Genomic DNA, 21,252 nt, shown 5'->3' on the forward strand with positions numbered 1-21,252 from the left:
TCTTCTCCAGCAGGCAGCGACGATAAGCGTCTGCGCTGGACAGTACCTCAAGGGCGTCGGGACTGAGGGGGAAACCGCGCAGTTTGGGCAGCAGGGAGCGTTTGAAGAACGACGGCATAAGGCTCGCAATGGGTCGAATCCGAAGAGGCCCCGAGCTTACACCATGGGGGTGCTCAGGTCTCGCTGCGGCGCATGGAAAAATGTTAATTGACTATGAAGAACGATCGTTCTACTGTTAGCCACATGAACGAAATGAACCGCAATGAAACCCGCGACATTATTCTCGACGTTACTGAGAAGTTGATCTATCGCCATGGCATCGCCGCCACGGGCATGGACTTTCTGGTGAAGACCGCCGGTGTCTCGAGAAAAAGTATTTACCGCTACTTTGCCAATAAAGACGAATTGGTGATTGCCGCCCTGCAACGTCGCGATGAACGCTGGATGCAGTGGCTGCGCGATGAAGTCGAACGCCGTGAAGGCACGGGAGAACGCCTGCTGGCGCTGTTCAGCGCGCTCAAGGATTGGTTCGGCACCGCCGACTTCCGTGGCTGTGCCTTCATCAACACCAGTGGCGAAACCGGTGACCCACGCGACCCGGTGCGCCTGCTGGCCAAGGCCCATAAACAGAAACTGTTCGAGTACGCACTTGAACTGTGTCAAGCACATGGCACCCCCGACCCCGAGCGGCAGGCCGCGCAACTGCTGATCCTGATCGATGGCGCCATTACCGTTGCCCTAGTGATGGGCGATTCAACAGCTGCCGATAATGCGCAATGCATGGCGCGAACGTTATTGGGACTTTGAACCCGCTGGTAGGCGCAACTTCCGATAAACCTTATTCATTGAGGAACCGTCCAATGTCATCGACTGCAGAAACACGTCCGCCACTGCCGCCGTTCACTCGCGCGTCGGCCATCGAAAAAGTACGCCTGGCCGAAGACGGCTGGAACTCCCGCGACCCGCAGCGGGTGTCCCTGGCGTACACGCTGGACACCCAGTGGCGCAACCGCGCCGAATTCGCGCATAACCGCGAAGAAGCCAAAGGTTTTCTTACTCGCAAGTGGGCAAAGGAACTGGACTACCGGCTGATCAAGGAATTGTGGGCGTTTACCGATAACCGCATCGCGGTGCGCTATGCCTATGAATGGCACGACGATTCGGGCAACTGGTTCCGCTCCTACGGCAACGAGAACTGGGAATTCGACGAGAATGGCCTGATGGCCAATCGTTTTGCCTGCATCAACGACCTGCCGATCAAAGAAAGCGAGCGCAAGTTCCACTGGCCGCTGGGCCGGCGCCCGGATGATCATCCGGGGTTGTCCGAGCTAGGGCTGTAAAACAGTTGGGGCCGGTTTGCCGGCCCCAACGCTTAGTCCTGGTTCAACCCCACCCGATACAGCACGCCATCCTCCTCATCCGTCAGTACATACAGAAAGCCATCCGGCCCCTGTCGTACATCGCGGATGCGCGCCTTCAGCCCACCGAGCAAGCGTTCCTCATGGATCACCTTGTCGCCATCAAACTGCAAGCGGATCAACTCCTGGGTGGCCAACGCACCAATAAACACGTTGTGCTGCCAGGGTTTGAAGCGATCCGCATCGTAAAACGCCATGCCGCTGATACCCGGTGATTTTTCCCACACGTGATGCGGCGGTACTGTGCCCTCCACCGTTTTGCCTTTGGCTTCGGGAATCGGTGTCAGCGAGTAGTTGATGCCGTGGGTTGCCAACGGCCAACCATAATTCTTGCCCCGCTCGATGATGTTGATCTCATCACCCCCACGAGGCCCATGTTCGTTTTCCCAGATCGTGCCGCTCCACGGGTTAAGCGCCAGTCCCTGGGGGTTGCGCTGGCCGTAGGACCAGATCTCCGGACGTACGCCTTGCTGACCGACGAAGGGGTTGTCATCCGGTACGCGGCCATCCGGGTAGATGCGTACGACCTTGCCCTGCAGCTTGTCCAAGTCCTGGGCGGTCGGACGATCGTTGTTTTCCCCCAGGGTCACGAACAGGTAACCATCGCGGTCGAAGGCCAGGCGCGAGCCGAAGTGGTTGCCGGTCGACAGCTTGGGCTCCTGGCGCAGGATCACCTTGAAGTCGGTCAAGCCACTGAGGTCAGCCGCCAGGCGCCCTCGGCCCACCGCGGTGCCGGCGGTACCGTCCTTGCCGCCACCTTCGGCGTAGGACAGGTAGACCGTGCGGTCCTCCTTGAAGTCCGGCGACAAGACCACATCCAGCAAACCGCCCTGCCCTTTGGCCCAGACTTCAGGCACCCCCTTCAGTGGCGCGGACAGCTTGCCGTCGGGGCTGACAAAGCGCAGGTGGCCAGGGCGTTCAGTCACCAGGAAGCCTTGCTTGTCCGGCAGAAAGGCCACCGCCCATGGGTGGTCCAGGCCTTTGGCGATCGGCGTGGCGCTGATGCTGCCCTGTTCACTGGGGAACTGCTGGGCGTCGGCGGCGTAAACAGCCGTCAACGGCAGCAGCGTGGTGGCGCAAAGGGCGGCTAGCAGGCTTTTGCGTAGAAACATAAGGCGGAATCCTTACCGGCGATTGCCGTTGGCATCATAAGTGGGGGCTTTGGTTTCGGTGGCTGGGCGGCTGGGCTCGGCATTGCGTTTGGGATAGCTATTGCCGATACCGCCGTTTTCCAGGGTCGGCGTGCGCGTAGTCGGCCCGGTCTGGATACCGCGGACCGCCGGAGCATTCTGTTGGGTACCCTGCATGCTATTGGGATTGGCCCGGTGGATCGGGCCGTTGTTGCCGTTGTTGTTACCGGGCAGGTTTTGCGCCTGGACCATAGGAACAAGGGCCAGACCCAACAACAGGGCTGCAACGTGACGCCTGCAACTGTTCATGACGAAGCCTCTCTGGGGCGAGGAGTACGTGCTTTCGATAACACGCTACGCCTTGGGTTCGGCTTTCGACACTAAATAGTTTCTCATCAGGTGTAACACGATCTGTCCGCGCATCTGACCGGAGAAACTTTTCCCGCCGCTTTCGAGTCACCAGAACACAGCCTCTTCGTAAGGAATCGCACTTATGCCACGGGCAATCTGGAAAGGCGCCATCAGCTTTGGCCTGGTACACATCCCGGTCTCACTGGTCTCGGCCACCTCCTCTCAAGGCGTCGACTTTGATTGGCTGGACAAACGCAGCATGGACCCGGTGGGTTACAAACGCATCAACAAGACCACCGGTAAGGAAGTGACAAAGGACAACATTGTCAAAGGCGTTGCGTTCGAGAAAGGCCGCTACGTGGTGCTCAGCGAAGAGGAAATCCGCTCGGCCCACCCCAAATCGACCCAGACCATCGAGATCATCGCGTTTGTCGCCAGCGACCAGATCCCATTGCAGAACATCGACACCCCCTACTTCCTTGCTCCGGATAAGCGTGGCGGCAAGGTCTACGCATTGCTAAGGGAAACCCTCAGGAAAACCCGCAAAGTGGCCCTGGCCAATGTCGTGCTGCACACCAAGCAGCACCTGGCGGCCTTGATGCCGTTGGACTCGGCACTTGTGCTGGTAATGCTGCGCTGGCCTGCCGAAGTGCGCAGCCTGGACGAACTGGAGCTGGGCAGCGACGTGACCAAGCCGAGCCTGGCCAAGGGCGAGCTGGACATGGCCAAGCGCCTGGTGGACGACATGAGCGCCGACTGGCAGCCCGACGACTACCGCGACAGTTTCCAGGAAAAAATCATGGCGCTGGTGGCCAAAAAGGCCAAGGCCGGCAAGATCGAGGATGTGGAAACCAGCAAAGACAGCGAAGAACGCAAGTCCGCCGATGTGATCGACCTGACGGAACTGCTCAAGCGTAGCCTGGCCGGCAAACCCACGAAGAAGCCTGCCGCGAAGAAATCCACCAAGGCCTCCTAAGTCATGTCCAAGCCCCTGAGCGAATACAACCGCAAACGTGATTTCGGGATAACCGCCGAACCGGCAGGCAGTGCGCCAGCAGGCAAACGCAAAGCCTCGGCGCTGTCGTTTGTGATTCAAAAGCATGACGCACGCAACCTGCACTATGACTTCCGCCTGGAGCTCGACGGCGTACTGCTCAGTTGGGCCGTCCCCAAAGGCCCGAGCCTGGATCCCAGCCACAAGCGCCTGGCCGTCCACGTCGAAGATCATCCCCTGAGCTATGGCGGCTTTGAAGGCAGCATTCCAGCGGGTCAGTACGGTGCAGGCGATGTCATCGTGTGGGACCGCGGCATCTGGCAGCCCCACGATGAGCCCCGCAATGCCTACGCAGCCGGCAAGCTCAAATTCACCCTGGTCGGCGAGAAGCTCTCCGGTGACTGGGCGCTGGTGCGCACGCGCTTGAAGGGCAGCGGCGACAAGGAACAATGGCTGCTGATCAAGGAAAAGGACCCACAGGCGCGCTCGGCCGACGACTACGATATCGTCCAGGCCCAGCCCAAGAGCGTGCTCAGCGATGCCTCAGTGGGCAAACCCAAGACGCGGGCCAAGGCCAGGAAAACCGCCCTCCCCGAGCAATTCACCCCACAATTGGCCACCCTGGTGGATCGTGCACCCGAGGGCGATTGGCAATACGAAATCAAGTTCGACGGCTACCGCATGCTCGCACGTATCCAAGCGGGTGAAGTGCGCCTGTTCACCCGCAACGGGCACGACTGGACCGAGCGTCTGCCGCGTCAGGTCAAGGCCTTGCAGGCACTGAAGCTCAAGGACAGCTGGCTGGATGGTGAGGTGGTCAGCCTCAATGGCGACGGCCTGCCGGACTTTCAGGCGCTGCAAAATGCCTTAGATATCGGCCGCAGCCTGGACATTGTCTACTACTTGTTTGACGCGCCCTTTCTCAATGGCGAGGACCGACGCCAGGCGCCGGTCGAGGAACGCCGCGCCGCCCTAAAGGAGGCTCTGGCCGGTAGCCGCAGCACATTGCTGCGCTATTCCGAAGCGTTTACCGCGCACCACCGAGACATCTTTGAAAGCGCCTGCGACTTGGCCCTCGAAGGCGTGATCGGTAAGCGCCTGGGCAGCCCGTACGTTTCCCGTCGAAGTGCCGACTGGATCAAACTTAAATGCCGGCTGTCCCAGGAATTCGTGATCGTCGGTTACACCCGGCCACAGGGTTCACGCAGTGGCTTCGGCGCGCTGTTGCTGGCGGTGAATAACGACACGGGCCTGGTGTACGCGGGCCGTGTGGGAACGGGTTTCGATCAGGCGGCGCTGAAAGCCATTTACGCGCAGCTCACACCGTTGGAGTGCGAGACGTCACCCCTGGCGAAGCCACTGTCCAGCGCCCAAGCGCGTGGTGTGCATTGGGTCAAACCGACGTTGGTCGCGCAGGTGCAGTTTGCCGAGTGGACACGCGAAGGCGTGGTCCGCCAGGCAGCGTTTGTCGGGCTGCGCACCGACAAGCCGGTGGCGCAGGTTGTTCATGAGCAACCACGCACGGTCCACTCAAGGAAGCCGGTGAAAAAAACCAGTCGCGATGTGAACATCACCCACCCAGACCGTGTGATCGATAAACACAGCGGCACACAAAAACAGCAACTCGCGCAATTCTACGACACCATCAGCCAATGGATTCTGCCCTTCCTGCGCCATCGTCCTGTCTCACTGCTGAGAGCGCCCGAGGGTATCGAAGGCGAGCAATTCTTCCAGAAACACTCGGAGCGCCTGGCCATTCCCAACATCAAGCAATTGGATCAGTCTCTCGATCCTGGCCATGCACGCCTGATGGAAATCGACAACGTCGGCGCATTGATCGGCGCAGTACAAATGGGCAGCGTGGAGTTTCACACCTGGGGCGCCACCTCGGACAAGATCGAAACCCCGGACCTGTTTGTGCTCGATCTCGACCCGGACCCGGCACTGCCCTGGAAAGCCATGCTGGAGGCCGCGCAACTCACCCTGTCGGTTTTGGATGAGCTGGGGTTGCAAGCCTTCGTCAAAACCAGCGGAGGCAAGGGCCTGCACCTGATCGTGCCGTTGGCGCGCCGAGACAATTGGGAGACCGTCAAGGCGTTCGCCAAGGGCATCGCCCAGTTCATGACCGAGCAGTTGCCCGAACGTTTTACCGCGACATCGGGCCCCAAAAACCGGGTCGGCAAGATCTTTATCGATTACCTGCGCAATGCCCGCGGTGCCAGCACCGTAGCGGCGTATTCCGTGCGCGCACGGCCTGGCTTGCCAGTGTCGGTACCGGTCAGCCGCGAGGAGTTGGAGGGGTTACGCGGTGCGCAACAATGGACCGTCGCCAATGTGCTGCAGCGCTTGAACGCTTTGAAAGCGGACCCCTGGGCGGGGTATGCCAATCGCCAGAAGATCAGCAAGAAGATGTGGGACAAACTGGGCGCCCATCCACCGGAATGAATGGCGCCCACAAAGCGATCCTCAGATCAGCAGGAAAATAGCTGCCAATCCAGCGAAGATCGCCCATTTTTCCAGGTAGTAGCGCGTACGATTGCGCTTTTTCAGTTCCTTGCCACGCAGGCGGATCTTGTACAGACGCGTGAAGGCGCGATTGAGCCCGCCGGTCTTGTCACCCGCATCGTTGGGCGAACCTGCAGCCGCCATCACGTTACGGCTGAACCAGCGGTTGAACGCAGCCGCCCAGCGGTATTTCATCGGCCGCTCGATGTCGCAGAACAGGATGATGCGGTTCTGCTGCGTGGTGTTTTCGGCGTAGTGGATGTAGGTCTCGTCGAACATCACCGGCTCGCCATCACGCCAGTAATAGTTCTCGCCATCCACATTGATGTAGCAGCCAGGATCGTTCGGGGTGTCCAGGCCCAAGTGGTAGCGGTACGAGCCGGCATAGGGGTCACGGTGGCGCACCAGCTTGGAGCCCGGCGGCAGCTCGGCGAACATCGCAGCCTTGATCGAACCGATGCTCTGCACCAGCTCAGTGGTGCGCGGGCACAGCTTCATCGCTGAAGGGTGACTGTCGCCATACCATTTCAGGTAGAAACGCTTCCAACCCGACTTGAAGAACGAGTTGAAACCCACGTCGTTGTACTGATCCGAGCGCTTGATCTCCCCGGCACGCATCAGGTTCTGGCCTTCCAGGCGAATTTCTTCCCAATGTTCCTGGAGCGGACTCAGGTCGGGAAAATCACTGGGTGACAGATACGGTCGGCTGGGCAGCTTGGAGAAGAGATAGAGAAAGCAGTTGATCGGTGCCAGGAAGGTCGAATGATCACTGAGCTGGCGACCCAGCTTGTGCCGCACCCGGCCACGCAGATGTACATACGCAATCGAGGCAACGTAAAGAACAACAATGATGAGTTTCAAGGGATTTCGTCACACGTCAGAAGAGAACAGGCTGCTCCTGCGTGCCCACAACGGCCGAGGTTGGATAGCAGCACCTGAAATCACAATTCACACAGTCGGCACGACCCGTTTAGGTACAACGGGTTGATGGCCATTGGCAGTTATTTAGCCACAGGTTGTAACCAAAAGTTAACTAAGAATTGTGAAAAGCTGTCGCGTGAGTGTGTTGGGCGCAAGGGTCGACAAGTGTCAGCCCTGGCTATGCGCAGGCAACCATCCAGTGGTAAAAAGCAGCCCCAGCACCTAAAAGGAATGTGTATGCCCTCCCTGATAGACCCGGATGTTCAAGCCCTCCAAGGCGCCTGGGAGCAGACGTCATTGGAAGACAATGGCGTGCTCAACCCCGTCGACGCCCACAGCGCCCCCGGGGCACTGACCACGATTAGCGACGACCGCTTTGAAGTGAGGACCACCTCGGGCGAAGTGTTGCTGGCGGGCCGATTCTCCCTCGACAGCAGCACCGTCCCTAAAACCATTACCTGGATCGATTCCATCGGCGAGGATGCAGGTAAGCACTTGCCCGCCAGTTATCGGCTCGACAGGGATGAGTTTGTTTTCATTGCAGCGGATGAAGGCATGCCCAGGCCGACCACATTCAGTACCGGTCCCGGGCAGACCATGCGCACGTTCGTGCGGCGCACCTGAGGGGCAGGCCCTACAAGTTTGCGACGGCATTTTCACGAAGCCTTCACTTTCGGACCTATAGGGTGAAACTTACCTACTCCAGTGAATCCCTTGGCCCGCCTCCCCTCGCGGGCCTTTTTTTGCCTGTGGCACCCCATGACGTTATCCGGGACGTTTGGTGGCGGTCAGCGTAAAACACATCGGCAATTGCGCAGGCTGGTGCTCGTACTGGTCGTACAGTTCTTCGCGGTTGGAGTGCGGATACTCCTGGAGGTTTGTGATCTGCAGGTCTGCGCGGATAGCGGCACTGACCACGTCGCCCAGGGTGTGCACGTACCAATAGGACGTTGGCCCGGCCACTTCGCCCTGCCCTTCGTAGACAATCGACTCCTGCAGCACAAACGGCTCGCGCTGAAAGTAGGAACTGGCCGGCAGGAAAGGGTTTGGCGCCCGTGGATCAAATACCTCCAGAAACGGATGGGTTTCATACATCACCAACGTGCCGCCGGGCTTCAAGGTGCTGGCAACATGACGCATGAACTGCTCCACATCCGGCATCCAGCCCAGCACGCCGATAGTCACCAGAGCGATATCGAAGCGCGCCTGCAAAGAGTGCGGCAACTGGTGGATATCACTTTCTATGAACTCAGGGTTGTGCGGTGAGACTTCGGCCAGTTCACGGGCCTGTTGCACAAACGCCTGGGATTGATCCACGCCCACGACCGAACGCGCGCCCAGGCCGTACAACGAAAGGCTTTCCCGGCCATTGTTACAGCACAGTTGCACCACATCCTTACCGACTACCCCAACGTCTTGCAGCACGCCGGTAAGCGTGGGGTCCAGGCAAGAAAAGTCAGCGGCGCCGACACTGTTGAGCAGCACGTTCCAGGTGTCGGTGGTTTTGTGCAGGCTGGCGGATTGGTCCCAGGCGTCCTTGTTGCTGGCAATCGCCTGTTGAGCCGAGGGCATGTCCATTGCGTCTCCAGATATTCAATACAGCGGGGCTGCGAAAATAAGCCAAGTGCTCTCGGATTAAAACCCCGCGAAGCGGGCGAAACTTAACGCAGGCCCCACGGGTCATTATCGCAATGCGTGTTCTGCCCTTGAACGCCATCTCCGAAGACCTCGCCGTGGCCAAACACTCCGACCTGCGCAACGCCTTGTCCCTGGACAGCCTGAATTTCTTCCTCGCGGATGTGCGCGACGGCCTCGGCCCTTACTTGGCCATTTACTTGCTGGCCGTGCACAAATGGGACCCGGCCAGCATCGGCGTGGTCATGACCCTGGCCGGCATCGCCGCCTTGCTCACCCAGGGACCGGCGGGGGCGCTGATCGACCGCACCCGCAGCAAGCGCGCAGTGGTTGCATTGGCTGCCATCGTGGTGACCGGCAGTTGCCTGCTGCTGCCCTTTGTCAGCTCCTTCAGCCTGGTGGCGTTGACCCAGGCCGCCAGCGCCGTCGCCGCGTCCGTGTTCGCTCCGGCAATCAGCGCAATCTCTCTGGGCATCACCGGGCCACGCGCGTTCACCCGCCGTACGGGGCGCAACGAAACATTCAACCACGCCGGCAATGCCGTCGCGGCGCTATTGGCCGGCGGCTTGGCGTATCTGTTCGGCCCAGTGGTGGTGTTCTACCTGATGGCCTTTATGGCGGTGGCCAGCGTCATCGCGATCAGTTGCGTGTCGGCTGAGGCCATCGACCATGACGTCGCCCGAGGTTTTGACCCGGAGCACCACACTGACCACGAACAACCCTCCGGTATCAGCGTGTTGCTGTCCAACCGCCCGCTATTGCTGTTCGCCATCTGCTGCGCCCTGTTCCACCTGGCCAACGCCGCAATGTTGCCGCTGGTCAGCCAGAAACTTTCACAGATCAATCTGCAGATGGCCACGCCGCTGACGTCGGCGTGCATCGTCGCCGCGCAATTGGTGATGGTGCCGATGGCTTGGCTGGTTGGGCTCAAGGCCGACATCTGGGGACGCAAACCCTTGCTGATGGCCGGGTTCATCATCCTGCCGCTGCGCGGTTTGCTCTATACGCTGTCCAGTGATCCCTATTGGCTGGTTGCCGTGCAGATGCTTGACGGCATCGGCGCGGGGATCTTCGGCGCGCTGTTCCCGGTCATCGTCAAGGACCTGACCCAAGGCACCGGGCGCTTCAACGTCAGCCTGGGCGCCCTCTCCACCGTATTCGGCCTGGGCGCGGCACTGAGCAGCAGCCTGGCCGGTTTCGTGGTGCAACAGGCCGGCTACAACGCCGCGTTCCTGACCCTGGCCGGCGTGGCGGCCCTGGCATTGGCGCTGTTGTGGCTGGCGATGCCGGAGACCTTGGCGAAACCTTCCTTCGCTAGACATACAACTGTCGCCTGACATATGCGACAATGCGCGCCAAATTCCAACACACATCCAAAATTTTCTGCTCAGCGACCGGGTTTCGCGCCTTGATGTCGCTGTTGACGCATGCCTGAAGGCGCCTGCCGACACGCTCGCAACCCATTGATAGGTAAAGTAATTGATCTCCACAGCTAACATCACCATGCAGTTCGGCGCCAAGCCGCTCTTCGAGAATGTCTCGGTCAAGTTCGGCGCCGGCAACCGTTATGGTTTGATCGGTGCCAACGGTTGCGGCAAGTCGACCTTCATGAAGATCCTCGGCGGCGACCTCGACCCGTCCGGCGGCCAGGTGATGCTGGAGCCGAACGTACGCCTGGGTAAACTGCGCCAGGACCAGTTCGCCTACGAAGAATTCACCGTGCTCGACACCGTGATCATGGGCCACGAAGAGCTGTGGAAGGTCAAGGCCGAGCGCGACCGTATCTACTCGCTGCCGGAAATGAGCGAAGAAGACGGCATGGCCGTGGCCGAGCTGGAAACCGAGTTCGCCGAGATGGACGGCTACACCGCCGAATCCCGTGCCGGCGAACTGCTGCTGGGCCTGGGTATTCCGTTGGAACAACACTTCGGCCCAATGAGCGAAGTGTCACCAGGCTGGAAACTGCGCGTATTGCTGGCCCAGGCGCTGTTCTCCGATCCTGAAGTGCTGTTGCTCGACGAACCGACCAACCACTTGGACATCAACACCATCCGCTGGCTGGAAAACATCCTGACCCAGCGCTCCAGCCTGATGATCATCATCTCTCACGACCGTCACTTCCTGAACAGCGTGTGCACCCACATGGCTGACCTGGACTACGGCGAGCTGCGCCTGTTCCCGGGCAACTACGACGAGTACATGACCGTGGCGACTCAGTCCCGCGAGCAACTGCTGTCGGACAACGCCAAGAAGAAGGCACAGATTTCCGAGTTGCAATCCTTCGTCAGCCGCTTCTCGGCCAACGCCTCGAAAGCCAAACAGGCCACTTCCCGTGCCAAGGCGATCGACAAGATCCAGTTGGCCGAAGTCAAGCCATCGAGCCGTGTGAGCCCGTTCATCCGTTTCGAGCAGAACAAAAAGCTGCACCGCCAGGCGGTCATCGTCGAGCGCATGGCCAAAGGCTTCGACGGCAAGCCTCTGTTCAAGGACTTCAGCTTCCAGGTTGAAGCGGGCGAGCGCGTAGCGATCATCGGCCCGAACGGTATCGGCAAGACCACCCTGCTGCGCACCCTGGTCAACGAACTGACCCCGGACGCCGGCAGCATCAAATGGACCGACGCCGCAGAGCTGGGCTACTACGCCCAGGACCATGCACATGACTTCGAAGACGACGTCACGCTGTTCGACTGGATGGGCCAGTGGACCCAAGGCGAGCAAATGATCCGTGGCACCCTGGGTCGCATGCTGTTCTCCAACGACGAGATCCAGAAGTCGGTGAAGGTGATTTCCGGTGGTGAGCAAGGCCGCATGCTGTTCGGCAAGCTGATCCTGCAAAAGCCAAACGTGCTGATCATGGACGAACCGACCAACCACTTGGACATGGAATCCATCGAAGCGCTGAACCTGGCGTTGGAGAACTATCCGGGCACGCTGATCTTCGTCAGCCACGACCGTGAGTTCGTGTCGTCCCTGGCCACCCGCATCATCGAGTTGAGCGCCACCGGCGTGATCGACTTCAGCGGTACCTATGATGATTACCTGCGTAGCCAGGGTGTGGTGTTTTAACAACAGCCATTCGTTTTTAGCTGCAAGCGGCAAGATAGAGCCCCGTCCTGTGTGACGGGGCTTTTTGCATGGGTATGCCGCACCCTCATTAATAGATAGCCTGCTTTCTTTTCCCTTGGGCCCTTGCCATGATGCACTCACCGCCCGCCCGCGAACGAGTGCCCATGTCTGCCGCCGCCCCCAGCTCCCTGTCGATCACCCTGCAGATCGTTTCCATCGTCTTTTACACCTTCATCGCGTTCATCTGCATCGGCCTGCCGATTGCGGTGATTCCAGGCTATGTGCATGAGCAACTGGGCTTCAGTGCCGTGGTGGCCGGAGTGACGATCGGTTCGCAATACCTGGCGACCCTGCTCAGCCGCCCCATGGCCGGGAGAATGTCGGATACCGTGGGCACCAAGCGTGCCATTGTCTTGGGCTTGGCAGGGATTCTGGTCAGTGGCGTGCTGACGTTCTTTGCGACCTGTCTACAGAGCATGCCTGCCTTGAGCCTGAGCATCTTGATTGTCGGTCGACTGTTGCTGGGCGTGGCCCAGGGTCTGATCGGCGTGGGCACCATCAGTTGGTGCATGGGCGCCGTCGGCGCCGAACACACGGCGCGCTCGATCTCCTGGAACGGCATCGCGTCCTACGGCGCCATCGCCATTGGTGCACCGCTGGGTGTGGTGATGGTGGCCGAATACGGCTACAACAGCCTCGGCATTGCGCTGGCGGTACTGTCCGCGCTGGGCCTGGTGCTGATCCGCAATAAACCCTCGGTGCCGGTGGTGCGCGGTGAGCGCCTGCCGTTCTGGGCGGTGTTCGGGCGTATCGCGCCATTCGGCGCCAGCCTGTGCCTGGCGTCGATCGGCTACGGCACCCTCACCACTTTTATCACCCTGTATTACCTTAATCGCGGCTGGGCCGGTGCGGCGTACTGCCTGACGGTGTTTGGCGTGTGTTTTATCCTGTCGCGGTTAGTGTTTATCTCTGCGATCAGTCGGTTTGGTGGCTTTCGTGCCGCAATCGCCTGCATGACTATCGAGACCCTCGGCCTGACGCTGCTATGGCTGGCACCGTCGACTGGCGTGGCGTTGATTGGCGCCGGGCTGACCGGTTTCGGCTTGTCGCTGGTGTACCCGGCGCTTGGCGTGGAGGCCATCAAACAGGTGCCCAACAGCAGCCGTGGCGCGGGGCTGAGTGCTTATGCAGTGTTTTTCGACTTGGCCTTGGCGATTGCCGGGCCGTTGATGGGCGCCGTGGCACTGAACCTCGGCTATGGCTGGATCTTCTTCTGCGCCGCGTTGTTATCGGTGACTGCGCTGGGCGTGACCCTTTTGCTCAAGCGGCGCGCTTACTGATCAGCCGTCTGCATTCCGGCGCGGGTGGATTGGCCGAGGGTGTGACTGAAAAAACGCCCCGCTTCGGAAATCAGGTCGCGGTGGATGCCCTCGCGGTCGACGCCATCGGCATCGGTGCAGATCGCCGGCATGGCCGCCAACTGATCACTGTCACACGGCGCCATGAACACGAAGTGCCCTGCCCCGGCCAACAGCTTGAAGTCCGGCGGTTCCGGCAGCTTGCGTGCAAGCGCTGCGGCGTTCTTGTCCACGGCCACCAACTTGTCGCCGTCGCCGCTGTAGAGCAGCACCGGCACATGCACGTCGGCCAGGGTGTGGCGGCCGAACATCAAACTCAACGGTGCCATCAACATCAACGCATGAATGCGCGGATCGGATTGCGGTTGCAGGTCGTCGCGGTCCACCACCAGTTCACCTTGAGTGGTGCAGGCGTCGCGATCTTCCGGCCGCTCCTGGCAGTAGCGGCGCAGGCGGTCGAAATCCGGCTTGGCGCCGGCCAGGATCAACGCAGTTTCGCCGCCGGCCGAGTAACCGATCACGCCCACCTGGTCGACGTTGACGAACGGCGACAACATCGGGTCGCCCAAGGTCGCGGTGATCGCTTCGGAAATCTGGATCGGCCGGCCATACAGGTTACTCACCGTGCCCAGGCGGCTATGGTCCTTGTAGTTGTCGCCCGGGTGCAGCACCGCCACCACCACAAAGCCTTTGCGCGCCAGCGACGTCGCCAGGTCATGCAGAGCCAGCGGCGTACCCGTGTTGCCATGGGACAGCATCAGCATCGGAAAACGGCCGATGGCAATCCTGGCGTCTTCCGTGGCGGCGACGTGATAGGCGCCCAGCGGCGTGGTGTGTTCAAGCCCGGTGGAGGGATAAAAGGCAATGGCCTTCATCGGCTGCAAATCCAGCGGATCAAGGAACGTCATGCGATGAAAGCCCACACTCCAATGCGGGTGCGGCGCTGGCGCGGCGTGCACTGAAACCAGGCCACCGAGCAAGGAAAGAACCATAACCGCACAAAGACGCATCATGAGGATGTCCACCTTTGCTGCAAAAAAACCGGCATGTCGGGTTGAAAAGTCCATGTTCAAGGCGCTCGACCGGATGATAAACCCATGCGTGCATAACCTGGGCCAACGTATTGACCGCGGGTAAACGAAAAAAACTCCGTAGTCAGGTCGTTTTGAGGCGACCCAAATACAGAGTTTAGACGTCCCGTTTCATAATGAAACGGGGATCAGCACGGTTTTACCTAAGCTTTACGCAGCCGCGAACAATTGTTCGTTGATCAGCACATTCGCGTCGCTCAGGGACTTGCTGCGGAACTCGTCGCCATACGCCAGGCCGTGGGCGCGGACGAACTCGATGTCGGTGATGCCAAGGAAGCCCAGCAGCACTTTCAGATAATCTTCATGGGCCACACCGGTCGCTTGGCCGACATGCAGGCCGCCCGACGTCGACACAACGATGACTTTTTTGTTGCCGCACAGGCCTTCCGGACCCGCTTCAGTGTAACGGAACGTCTGGCCGGCGACGGCGATGCGGTCGATCCAGGCTTTCAATTGAGTCGGGATGGTGAAGTTGTACATCGGCGCGGCGATCACCACCGCGTCGGCAGCGAGGAATTCAGCCAGGGTCTTGGCGCTGAGCTCTGCTTCGTGCTGTTGCGCGGCATTGCGCTGGTCAGCCGGGGTACCCAGGGCGCCCAGGGTCGCGCCGGAGAAGTGGGTGAGGCCTTCGGCCGCCACGTCACGGTAGGTCACTTCCACGCCCGGCTCAGCCGCTTGCCATGCCTTGACCACACCAGCACTGAGCTGACGGGACGCCGAGTTGTCGCCGAGGATGCTGGAATCGATGTGCAACAGTTTCATGTGGGATCTCCGGTTGGGATCGTCAGGGGCGATCAGATGGTGGTGATGCTACGCATGAAACCAATAGCTGATAAGGCACCTGAAATGCGATAGTTTGTCCCACTGACAGGACAATAGGCTGACCCATGCAAGACCTCAACGACCTCTACTATTTCGCCAAAGTCGTGGAAGCCGGTGGCTTCGCTGCCGCCGGCCGGCTGCTGGGAATTCCCAAGTCGCGGCTGTCGCGGCGGATCGCCGAGCTGGAAGAACGCCTCGGCGCGCGCCTGCTGCAACGCACTACCCGCCAACTCACCCTCACGGCTGTCGGCGAGCGCTACCTGCGCCATTGCCAGGCGATGCTGCTGGAGGCGGAAATGGCCGATGAGGCGGTGGCCAGCATGTCCAGCGAGCCCCGTGGACGGCTGCGCGTCAGTTGCCCGGTGGGCATGGCCCAGCACATCTTGCCGGAACTGGTGGCTGGATTTCTTGCGGCTCATCCCCAGGTGCAGCTGGAGATGACCCTGGTCAACCGCCGTGTCGACCTGGTCGCCGAGGGCATCGATGTCGCCCTGCGCGTACGCGAACTGGGCGACGAAGACCCGCTGCTGGTCACCAAGCGCCTGCGCCAGGCCCAGACTGTGCTGGTGGCCAGCCCCGCGCTCATGCTCGGTCGCCACGTGGCGACCCTTGAGGATCTCAAACAGTTACCGATCCTCGGCGCGCTGGAGGCGGATCGCCTGGTGCATCAACGCATTCTCGACCCTCAGGGCAACGCCCACGACCTGGCGATGGAGGCTCGCCTGGGTATCGACGATTTTATCGTGCGCAAAACCAGCGCCATCATGGGCCTGGGCTTCACCGTACTGCCGATGATGTACTGTGAAGAGGAATTGGCTAACGGCCGGCTGGTGCAACTGCTGCCGGAGTGGTCCTTGCCTGGCGGCTGGCTGCAAGCGGTTTACCCGCATCGGCGCGGTGTGCTGCCGGCGATCCGGGCCTGGATCGACTACCTGGAAGAAGGCTTCAAAGGCTGTGGAGACCGCTTGCTATGAAAATGACCGAAGAACAAGTCGCCAGCTTCTGCCTGAGTCTGCCCGGCGCGCGGGAAGACTATAAATGGGGCGGTGTACGCGTATTTTCGATTGCCGGCAACAAGATGTTTGCCCTGCAGAACCTGCGCGGTGAATCGCTGGCGTTCAAGGTCGATAAGGAACTGTTCCTCGGCCATGTGGACCGCCCAGGCATCCACCCGGCGCCCTACCTGGCGCGCGCGCAGTGGATCATCATGAACACGCCCTACCCGCTGGGCGCTGATGAACTGCGTGGCTTGCTCCAGCGCTCCCACCAGTTGGTGGTCAGCAAGTTACCCAAGCGCACGCAGATCGGGCTGTTGCTGGGTGATTGACGTGCTGTTGCACCCTAGGTATCTACATCAATTTTCGGTGTTGCGCCGGCCTGTGGCGAGAGAGCTTGCTCCCGTGACGGCCTGATAGTCGCCCGAGACCTATCCGATGTAAATCGATCAATAGGTGGGAGCTGGCTTGCCTGCGATTGCGGACTCCAAGCCGACCATGCGCTTGAGTTGGAATGAGTACATATCCATTCCGGCGGTAACCGCTACTTAGGGTTCCGCCCTTACGGCGGCTCACTTTTGGAAAGACCCAAAAGCAAGCAAACGGTCTTCGCCCTACCACTCGGCACCTCGCCTAGGCTCGGCGTGCCCTCACTCCGGCTTGAATCCGTGGGCCGCCGCACTGAGCCATCCTTGGCCCAGTGCGGATATCCGGGCCTAAAGCACTGAAACCAGTGTCCCCCCCAGAAACATCTGGTCCAGCCAGAACACTTGATGCAGCAGCACGATCACCCAGAACAGCACCTGGTAAGACACCTTGCGCGTCTTGTGGCGGAACACTTGCTGGGCAATCAACGCCCCCGGCCAGCCGCCCGCCAGTTCCACGGCGTGCAGGATGTTTTCCGGGGTGCGCCAACTGTCGGTACGGGCCTTGCGCTTGTCACTCCAGTAGAGGAAGAACGCGATCACGCTGACCACGCCATAGGCCGCCAGCGGGATCACGGTCTCGCCGCGCTGCCATACCAAGATTGAACCCAGTAACGGCGCTGCGCACAGCAGCAGGAAGATCGCCGCCTTCAGGCGTGGATGCTGGATCATCATGCCTTCGCGGCCGCCCAGTCGATCCAGCCGAACTGCCAGGTCGCCAGGATCAGTAGGCCGAATGCAATGCGGTACCAGGCAAACACGGCATAGCTGTGGCTGGCGATGAACTTGAGCAGGCCCTTCACCGCAATCATCGCGAAGATGAACGAGGTCACAAAGCCGATGGCAAACACCGGCAAGTCCGCAGGCTGGAACAGGTCGCGGTACTTGTAGCCCGAATACACAGCGGCACCCACCATGGTCGGCATCGCCAGGAAGAACGAAAACTCGGTAGCGGTCTTGCGCGACAGGCCAAACAGCAAGCCGCCAATGATGGTCGAGCCGGAGCGGGAAGTCCCTGGGATCATCGCCAGGCACTGGGCCAGACCGACCTTGAGTGCGTCTTTCCAGGTGATGTCATCCACGGTTTCGGCATGCACTTCATGCTCGCGGCGCTCGGCCCACAGCATGATGATGCCGCCCACCACCAGCGCCGTCGCCACGGTGATCGGGTTGAACAGGTAGTGGTGAATCAGGTCGGCGAAAATCACCCCCAGCACCACTGCCGGCAGGAAGGCGATCAGCAGGTTGACGGTAAACCGCTGGGCCTTGCGCTGGGTCGGCAGGCCACTGACCACTTCGAAAATCTTGCCACGGAATTCCCACACCACTGCCAGGATCGCGCCCAGTTGGATGATGATGTTGAACGCATTGAAACGGTCGCCGGTAAAGTCGAGCACGTCGGCGACGATGATCTGGTGGCCGGTGCTGGAAATCGGCAGGAACTCGGTAAGCCCCTCCACAACGCCAAGAATCAATGCCTGTATGGCGGTCCAAAAATCCATGCTTCCCCCAAAGGTCTTGCTCTATGGCAAGCCTTGTTGATCTTTTTAATGGTTCACTGACGACAAGACGCGGTGTTGAGTTTCAACCCCGAGCTGCAAAAATCTTGTGAAATATCAGACAGTACTCAGGTTTTCCGAATGCAGGCCGAAAGCCTATCAGACAAGGCGGAAAAGTCGATGCAGCCCCACAATTATAAAAAGCACGGAGTGACAGGACCATGAACAGTTTGCGCAATATGTCGATCAGCCGACGCCTGTGGCTGATCCTGATAGTCGCCGTGCTGATGCTGTTGGCCCTGGGTATGCTGATGCTCAAGCAGATCCACGACGACCTGTACCAGGCCAAGCGCCAGCAGACTCAACACGTGGTCCAGACCGCCAGCGGGATCCTGACGTTTTATCACGGTCTCGAAACCACCGGCGTGATGACCCGTGAAGCCGCCCAGAAGCAAGCGTTGAGCGCGGTGCGTGGCTTGCGCTACGACCATGATGACTATTTCTGGATCAATGACCTCACTCCCGTGATGATCATGCACCCCGCCAACCCCAAGCTCGACGGCCAGAACCTCTCGGCCATCCGCGACCCCGATGGGTTTGCCGTGTTCAACGAGTTCGTGATCCTGGCCAAGGCCAAGGGCGCCGGCATCGTCAACTATCGCTGGCCGAAACCGGGCGCCGAAGCGCCGGTGGCCAAGACCTCGTATATCCAACTGTTCGAACCGTGGGGCTGGATCATCGGCTCCGGCGTGTACGTAGACGATGTGCAGGCCGAGTTCAGCAGCCAAGTCTGGAAAGCCTCGTTCATCGGCCTGGCTATCGCGCTGGTGATGGCGCTGCTGGTCTCACTGATCGCCCGCAGTATTGTGCGGCCGTTGCAAGCTGCAGTGAACGCCATGGGCAACATCGCCAGCGGCGAAAGCGACCTGACCCGCAGCCTCGACACCCATGGGCAGGACGAAGTCACCCAACTGTCCCGGCACTTCAACAGTTTCACCGCCAAGCTGCGCCAGGTAGTCGGCCAGTTGCAGGTGTGCGCCAACGCCTTGGGCCAATCCTCGCAGGAGCTGGGCAGCAACGCGACCCAGGCCCATGACCGTAGCCAGCAACAGTCCCAGCAGATGGAACTGGTGGCCACCGCCATCAACGAAGTCACCTACGGCGTGCAGGATGTGGCCAAGAATGCCGAACACGCCGCCAGCGAAATGCGCGACGCACAGGCCCAGGCCCAACAAGGGCAGGTGAATATCGACAGCAGCCTGCAGCAGATCGATCAGCTCTCCGGCACCATCAGTCAGGCGGTGGAAGTGATTCGCACCCTATCGGCAGAAAGCACCCAGATCGGCAGCGTGCTCGAAGTAATCCGCTCGATTGCCGACCAGACCAACCTGCTGGCCCTTAACGCGGCCATTGAAGCAGCACGCGCTGGCGAGCAAGGGCGTGGCTTCGCCGTGGTGGCCGATGAAGTGCGACTGCTGGCCCAGCGCACGCAAAAATCCACCGCCGAGATCCAGGGCATGATCGAGCGCTTGCAAGGCCACTCGGAAGCGGCGGTCAAGGTGATCAGCGACAGCCACAGCGCCTCACAGCTGACCATCGAACAAGCCGGCCAGGCCGGCGCCAGCCTGACCGCCATCGGCGAGTCACTGCGCAACCTCAACGGCCTCAACGCCTCGATTGCCAGCGCCACCCTGCAACAAGCGCATGTGGTGGAGGACATCAACCAGAACGTCACCGAGGCGGCCGGTTTGTCCCACAGCACGGCATTGGCGGCGGAGCAGTCGAGTGTGGCGAGTGCGCATTTGCGTGGTCTGAGCGAACAGCTCGACGGCCTGCTGCGTCAATTCAAGGTCTGATCCGGGGGTGAGCGGGCTAGCCCCGCTCACCCCATCAGTTAATTCCTACGCCAATCTTCTTTCGTTACAATCACCGCCCTCTCCCATTCTCCCAAGGAACCACCATGTCCGGGCTTGAACTGTTCGCCGCCGCCCTCGGGGTGATCGCTGTGTGGCTGACCGTCAAGCAAAATCCCTGGTGCTGGCCCATCGGCCTGGTGATGGTGTTGCTGTACACCTGGGTGTTCTTCGACGTGAAACTCTATTCCGACATGCTGCTGCAAGTGGTTTACGCCGCGTTGCAAGTCTACGGCTGGTGGCAGTGGACCCGTGCCGGCGAGGTCAAGCAAGGACGTCAGGTCACCAGCCTCGGTGTCCCGGCGATCATGGCCAGCCTGGCGGTGGGCGCAGTCGGTAGCCTGTTGCTCGGTGCCGCCATGGCCCACTGGACGGATGCTGCCCAGCCCTGGCTCGACGCCGCCCTTACCGGCTTCAGCCTGGTAGCGCAGATGTGGATGGCGCAGAAACGCGTGCAGTGCTGGCCACTGTGGATCGCCGTGGATGTCATCTTCGTCGGGCTATTCCTCTACAAAGGCCTGTACCTCACCGCCGCGCTCTACGCGCTGTTCACCGTGATCGCCGTGCAAGGCTGGCGCGAATGGCGCGCCGACCCGGCGTTGCACGCATGAAAGTGGTGGTACTGGCGGGTCCCGAATCCAGCGGTAAAAGCTGGTTGGCGGCGGAGTTGCAGGCGCATTTCGGCGGGTTGATGGTGGGTGAATACGTGCGTTATTTCATCGATCACCATCAACGCGACACTACCCTGGCGGACATCCCGGCCATCGCCCGTGGCCAGATGGCCTGGGAAGACGACGCCCGCGCCAAGCAGCCTGAACTGTTGATCCTCGATACACACCTGCTGACCAACAAGCTCTGGAGCCAGACCCTGTTCGGCGCCTACCCGGCCTGGCTCGACAGCGAACTGCTGGCCCGCCACTACGACCTGCACCTGTTGTTGTCACCGGAAGATGTGGAATGGACCGCCGACGGCCAACGCTGCCAGCCGGCACTGGCGGACCGCCAGGCATTTTTCCAGGAAAGCCTGGCGTGGATGCAGCAGCATCAGGAGACGGTTGTGGTGATCCGAGGGGACTGGGAAGCGCGTCGGAAAGCGGCATTCGCCGCAGTCGATAAAGTGCTGTAGGGG

The 21,252-nt window shown here is 60.5% G+C and carries 21 protein-coding genes; 13 read left to right on the plus strand and 8 right to left on the minus strand.

Translation table 11 applies throughout. The features are described from left to right. Positions 1 to 243 precede the first annotated feature (243 nt). Both AB4O08_RS00005 and AB4O08_RS00010 read left to right on the plus strand, forming a co-directional pair. Positions 244 to 807 (plus strand): TetR/AcrR family transcriptional regulator, encoded by a 564-nt coding sequence (locus AB4O08_RS00005; protein WP_021491987.1) that lies wholly within the window; start codon positions 244 to 246, stop codon positions 805 to 807. A 53-nt stretch (positions 808 to 860) separates the two neighbouring features. After that, the gene (locus AB4O08_RS00010; RefSeq protein WP_021491986.1) at positions 861 to 1,340 is read left to right on the plus strand and encodes a nuclear transport factor 2 family protein; all 480 of its coding nucleotides are present in this window, start codon (positions 861 to 863) and stop codon (positions 1,338 to 1,340) included. A 32-nt stretch (positions 1,341 to 1,372) separates the two neighbouring features. On the opposite strand, the gene AB4O08_RS00015 is transcribed toward AB4O08_RS00010, so the two are convergent. Continuing rightward, entirely contained in the window at positions 1,373 to 2,530 is a 1,158-nt protein-coding gene (locus AB4O08_RS00015) for a PQQ-dependent sugar dehydrogenase (RefSeq protein ID WP_460114610.1), read from the minus strand. A gap of 12 nt (positions 2,531 to 2,542) precedes the next feature. Continuing rightward, positions 2,543 to 2,857 carry a hypothetical protein gene (locus AB4O08_RS00020; protein ID WP_137206556.1) on the minus strand — a complete coding sequence of 105 codons (315 nt, stop codon included), beginning with the start codon at positions 2,855 to 2,857 and terminating at the stop codon, positions 2,543 to 2,545. 184 nt (positions 2,858 to 3,041) lie between these two features. On the opposite strand from AB4O08_RS00020, the gene ku reads away from it, so the two are divergent. Next, on the plus strand, positions 3,042 to 3,875 hold the full coding sequence (gene ku / locus AB4O08_RS00025; RefSeq protein WP_010210615.1) for a non-homologous end joining protein Ku: 834 nt from the start codon (positions 3,042 to 3,044) through the stop codon (positions 3,873 to 3,875). A 3-nt stretch (positions 3,876 to 3,878) separates the two neighbouring features. Next, positions 3,879 to 6,338 carry a DNA ligase D gene (gene ligD / locus AB4O08_RS00030; RefSeq protein ID WP_460114611.1) on the plus strand — a complete coding sequence of 820 codons (2,460 nt, stop codon included), beginning with the start codon at positions 3,879 to 3,881 and terminating at the stop codon, positions 6,336 to 6,338. A gap of 21 nt (positions 6,339 to 6,359) precedes the next feature. Here ligD and lpxO read toward each other — a convergent pair whose 3' ends face one another. Continuing rightward, positions 6,360 to 7,259, minus strand: a complete 900-nt coding sequence (lpxO, locus tag AB4O08_RS00035) for a lipid A hydroxylase LpxO (RefSeq protein ID WP_010210619.1) — start codon at positions 7,257 to 7,259, stop codon at positions 6,360 to 6,362. Positions 7,260 to 7,556: 297 nt separating this feature from the next. Between lpxO and AB4O08_RS00040 the strand changes: the two genes are divergently transcribed. Further along, positions 7,557 to 7,943, plus strand: coding sequence for a TIGR03067 domain-containing protein (locus AB4O08_RS00040; protein WP_460114612.1), 387 nt, complete (start codon positions 7,557 to 7,559; stop codon positions 7,941 to 7,943). A 141-nt stretch (positions 7,944 to 8,084) separates the two neighbouring features. Here the strand turns inward: AB4O08_RS00040 and AB4O08_RS00045 are convergent, their stop codons facing one another. Continuing rightward, on the minus strand, positions 8,085 to 8,897 hold the full coding sequence (locus AB4O08_RS00045; RefSeq protein ID WP_045792200.1) for a class I SAM-dependent methyltransferase: 813 nt from the start codon (positions 8,895 to 8,897) through the stop codon (positions 8,085 to 8,087). 155 nt (positions 8,898 to 9,052) lie between these two features. Between AB4O08_RS00045 and AB4O08_RS00050 the strand changes: the two genes are divergently transcribed. From AB4O08_RS00050 to AB4O08_RS00060, 3 genes are all read left to right on the plus strand, one after another. Then, the gene (locus AB4O08_RS00050; RefSeq protein WP_460114881.1) at positions 9,053 to 10,291 is read left to right on the plus strand and encodes an MFS transporter; all 1,239 of its coding nucleotides are present in this window, start codon (positions 9,053 to 9,055) and stop codon (positions 10,289 to 10,291) included. A 142-nt stretch (positions 10,292 to 10,433) separates the two neighbouring features. Next, the gene (locus AB4O08_RS00055) at positions 10,434 to 12,020 is read left to right on the plus strand and encodes an ABC-F family ATPase (RefSeq protein ID WP_010210624.1); all 1,587 of its coding nucleotides are present in this window, start codon (positions 10,434 to 10,436) and stop codon (positions 12,018 to 12,020) included. A gap of 164 nt (positions 12,021 to 12,184) precedes the next feature. Further along, a complete protein-coding gene (locus AB4O08_RS00060; RefSeq protein WP_010210626.1) occupies positions 12,185 to 13,360 on the plus strand; it encodes an MFS transporter in 1,176 nt (391 codons plus the stop codon). Here AB4O08_RS00060 and AB4O08_RS00065 read toward each other — a convergent pair. After that, complete coding sequence (locus AB4O08_RS00065) at positions 13,354 to 14,391, minus strand: alpha/beta hydrolase family protein (protein WP_021491980.1); 1,038 nt, start codon at positions 14,389 to 14,391, stop codon at positions 13,354 to 13,356. The genes AB4O08_RS00060 and AB4O08_RS00065 overlap by 7 nt on opposite strands. Before the next feature lie 228 nt (positions 14,392 to 14,619). Next, positions 14,620 to 15,231: an FMN-dependent NADH-azoreductase gene (locus tag AB4O08_RS00070; protein WP_460114613.1), complete on the minus strand. Its 612-nt coding sequence runs from the start codon at positions 15,229 to 15,231 to the stop codon at positions 14,620 to 14,622. Between the two features lie 125 nt (positions 15,232 to 15,356). On the opposite strand from AB4O08_RS00070, the gene AB4O08_RS00075 reads away from it, so the two are divergent. Both AB4O08_RS00075 and AB4O08_RS00080 read left to right on the plus strand, forming a co-directional pair. Then, positions 15,357 to 16,265 (plus strand): LysR substrate-binding domain-containing protein, encoded by a 909-nt coding sequence (locus tag AB4O08_RS00075; RefSeq protein WP_010210630.1) that lies wholly within the window; start codon positions 15,357 to 15,359, stop codon positions 16,263 to 16,265. Then, positions 16,262 to 16,618, plus strand: a complete 357-nt coding sequence (locus AB4O08_RS00080; RefSeq protein WP_021491979.1) for an MmcQ/YjbR family DNA-binding protein — start codon at positions 16,262 to 16,264, stop codon at positions 16,616 to 16,618. The genes AB4O08_RS00075 and AB4O08_RS00080 overlap by 4 nt, the downstream gene beginning before the upstream one ends. Positions 16,619 to 17,002: 384 nt before the next feature. On the opposite strand, the gene AB4O08_RS00085 is transcribed toward AB4O08_RS00080, so the two are convergent. Together AB4O08_RS00085 and AB4O08_RS00090 are read right to left on the minus strand one after the other, a co-directional pair. Beyond that, the gene (locus tag AB4O08_RS00085) at positions 17,003 to 17,386 is read right to left on the minus strand and encodes a DUF1294 domain-containing protein (RefSeq protein WP_010210632.1); all 384 of its coding nucleotides are present in this window, start codon (positions 17,384 to 17,386) and stop codon (positions 17,003 to 17,005) included. Next, positions 17,383 to 18,213: an undecaprenyl-diphosphate phosphatase gene (locus tag AB4O08_RS00090; protein ID WP_010210636.1), complete on the minus strand. Its 831-nt coding sequence runs from the start codon at positions 18,211 to 18,213 to the stop codon at positions 17,383 to 17,385. The genes AB4O08_RS00085 and AB4O08_RS00090 overlap by 4 nt, the downstream gene beginning before the upstream one ends. A 218-nt stretch (positions 18,214 to 18,431) precedes the next feature. On the opposite strand from AB4O08_RS00090, the gene AB4O08_RS00095 reads away from it, so the two are divergent. From AB4O08_RS00095 to AB4O08_RS00105, 3 genes are all read left to right on the plus strand, one after another. Then, the gene (locus AB4O08_RS00095) at positions 18,432 to 20,066 is read left to right on the plus strand and encodes a methyl-accepting chemotaxis protein (RefSeq protein WP_021491978.1); all 1,635 of its coding nucleotides are present in this window, start codon (positions 18,432 to 18,434) and stop codon (positions 20,064 to 20,066) included. A gap of 104 nt (positions 20,067 to 20,170) precedes the next feature. Next, the gene (gene pnuC, locus AB4O08_RS00100) at positions 20,171 to 20,734 is read left to right on the plus strand and encodes a nicotinamide riboside transporter PnuC (protein WP_010210641.1); all 564 of its coding nucleotides are present in this window, start codon (positions 20,171 to 20,173) and stop codon (positions 20,732 to 20,734) included. Continuing rightward, complete coding sequence (locus tag AB4O08_RS00105) at positions 20,731 to 21,249, plus strand: AAA family ATPase (protein WP_021491977.1); 519 nt, start codon at positions 20,731 to 20,733, stop codon at positions 21,247 to 21,249. Before pnuC ends, AB4O08_RS00105 begins: the two co-directional genes overlap by 4 nt. The last annotated feature ends 3 nt before the right edge of the window (positions 21,250 to 21,252 follow it).

This window comes from Pseudomonas sp. H3_E07 (assembly GCF_054668895.1).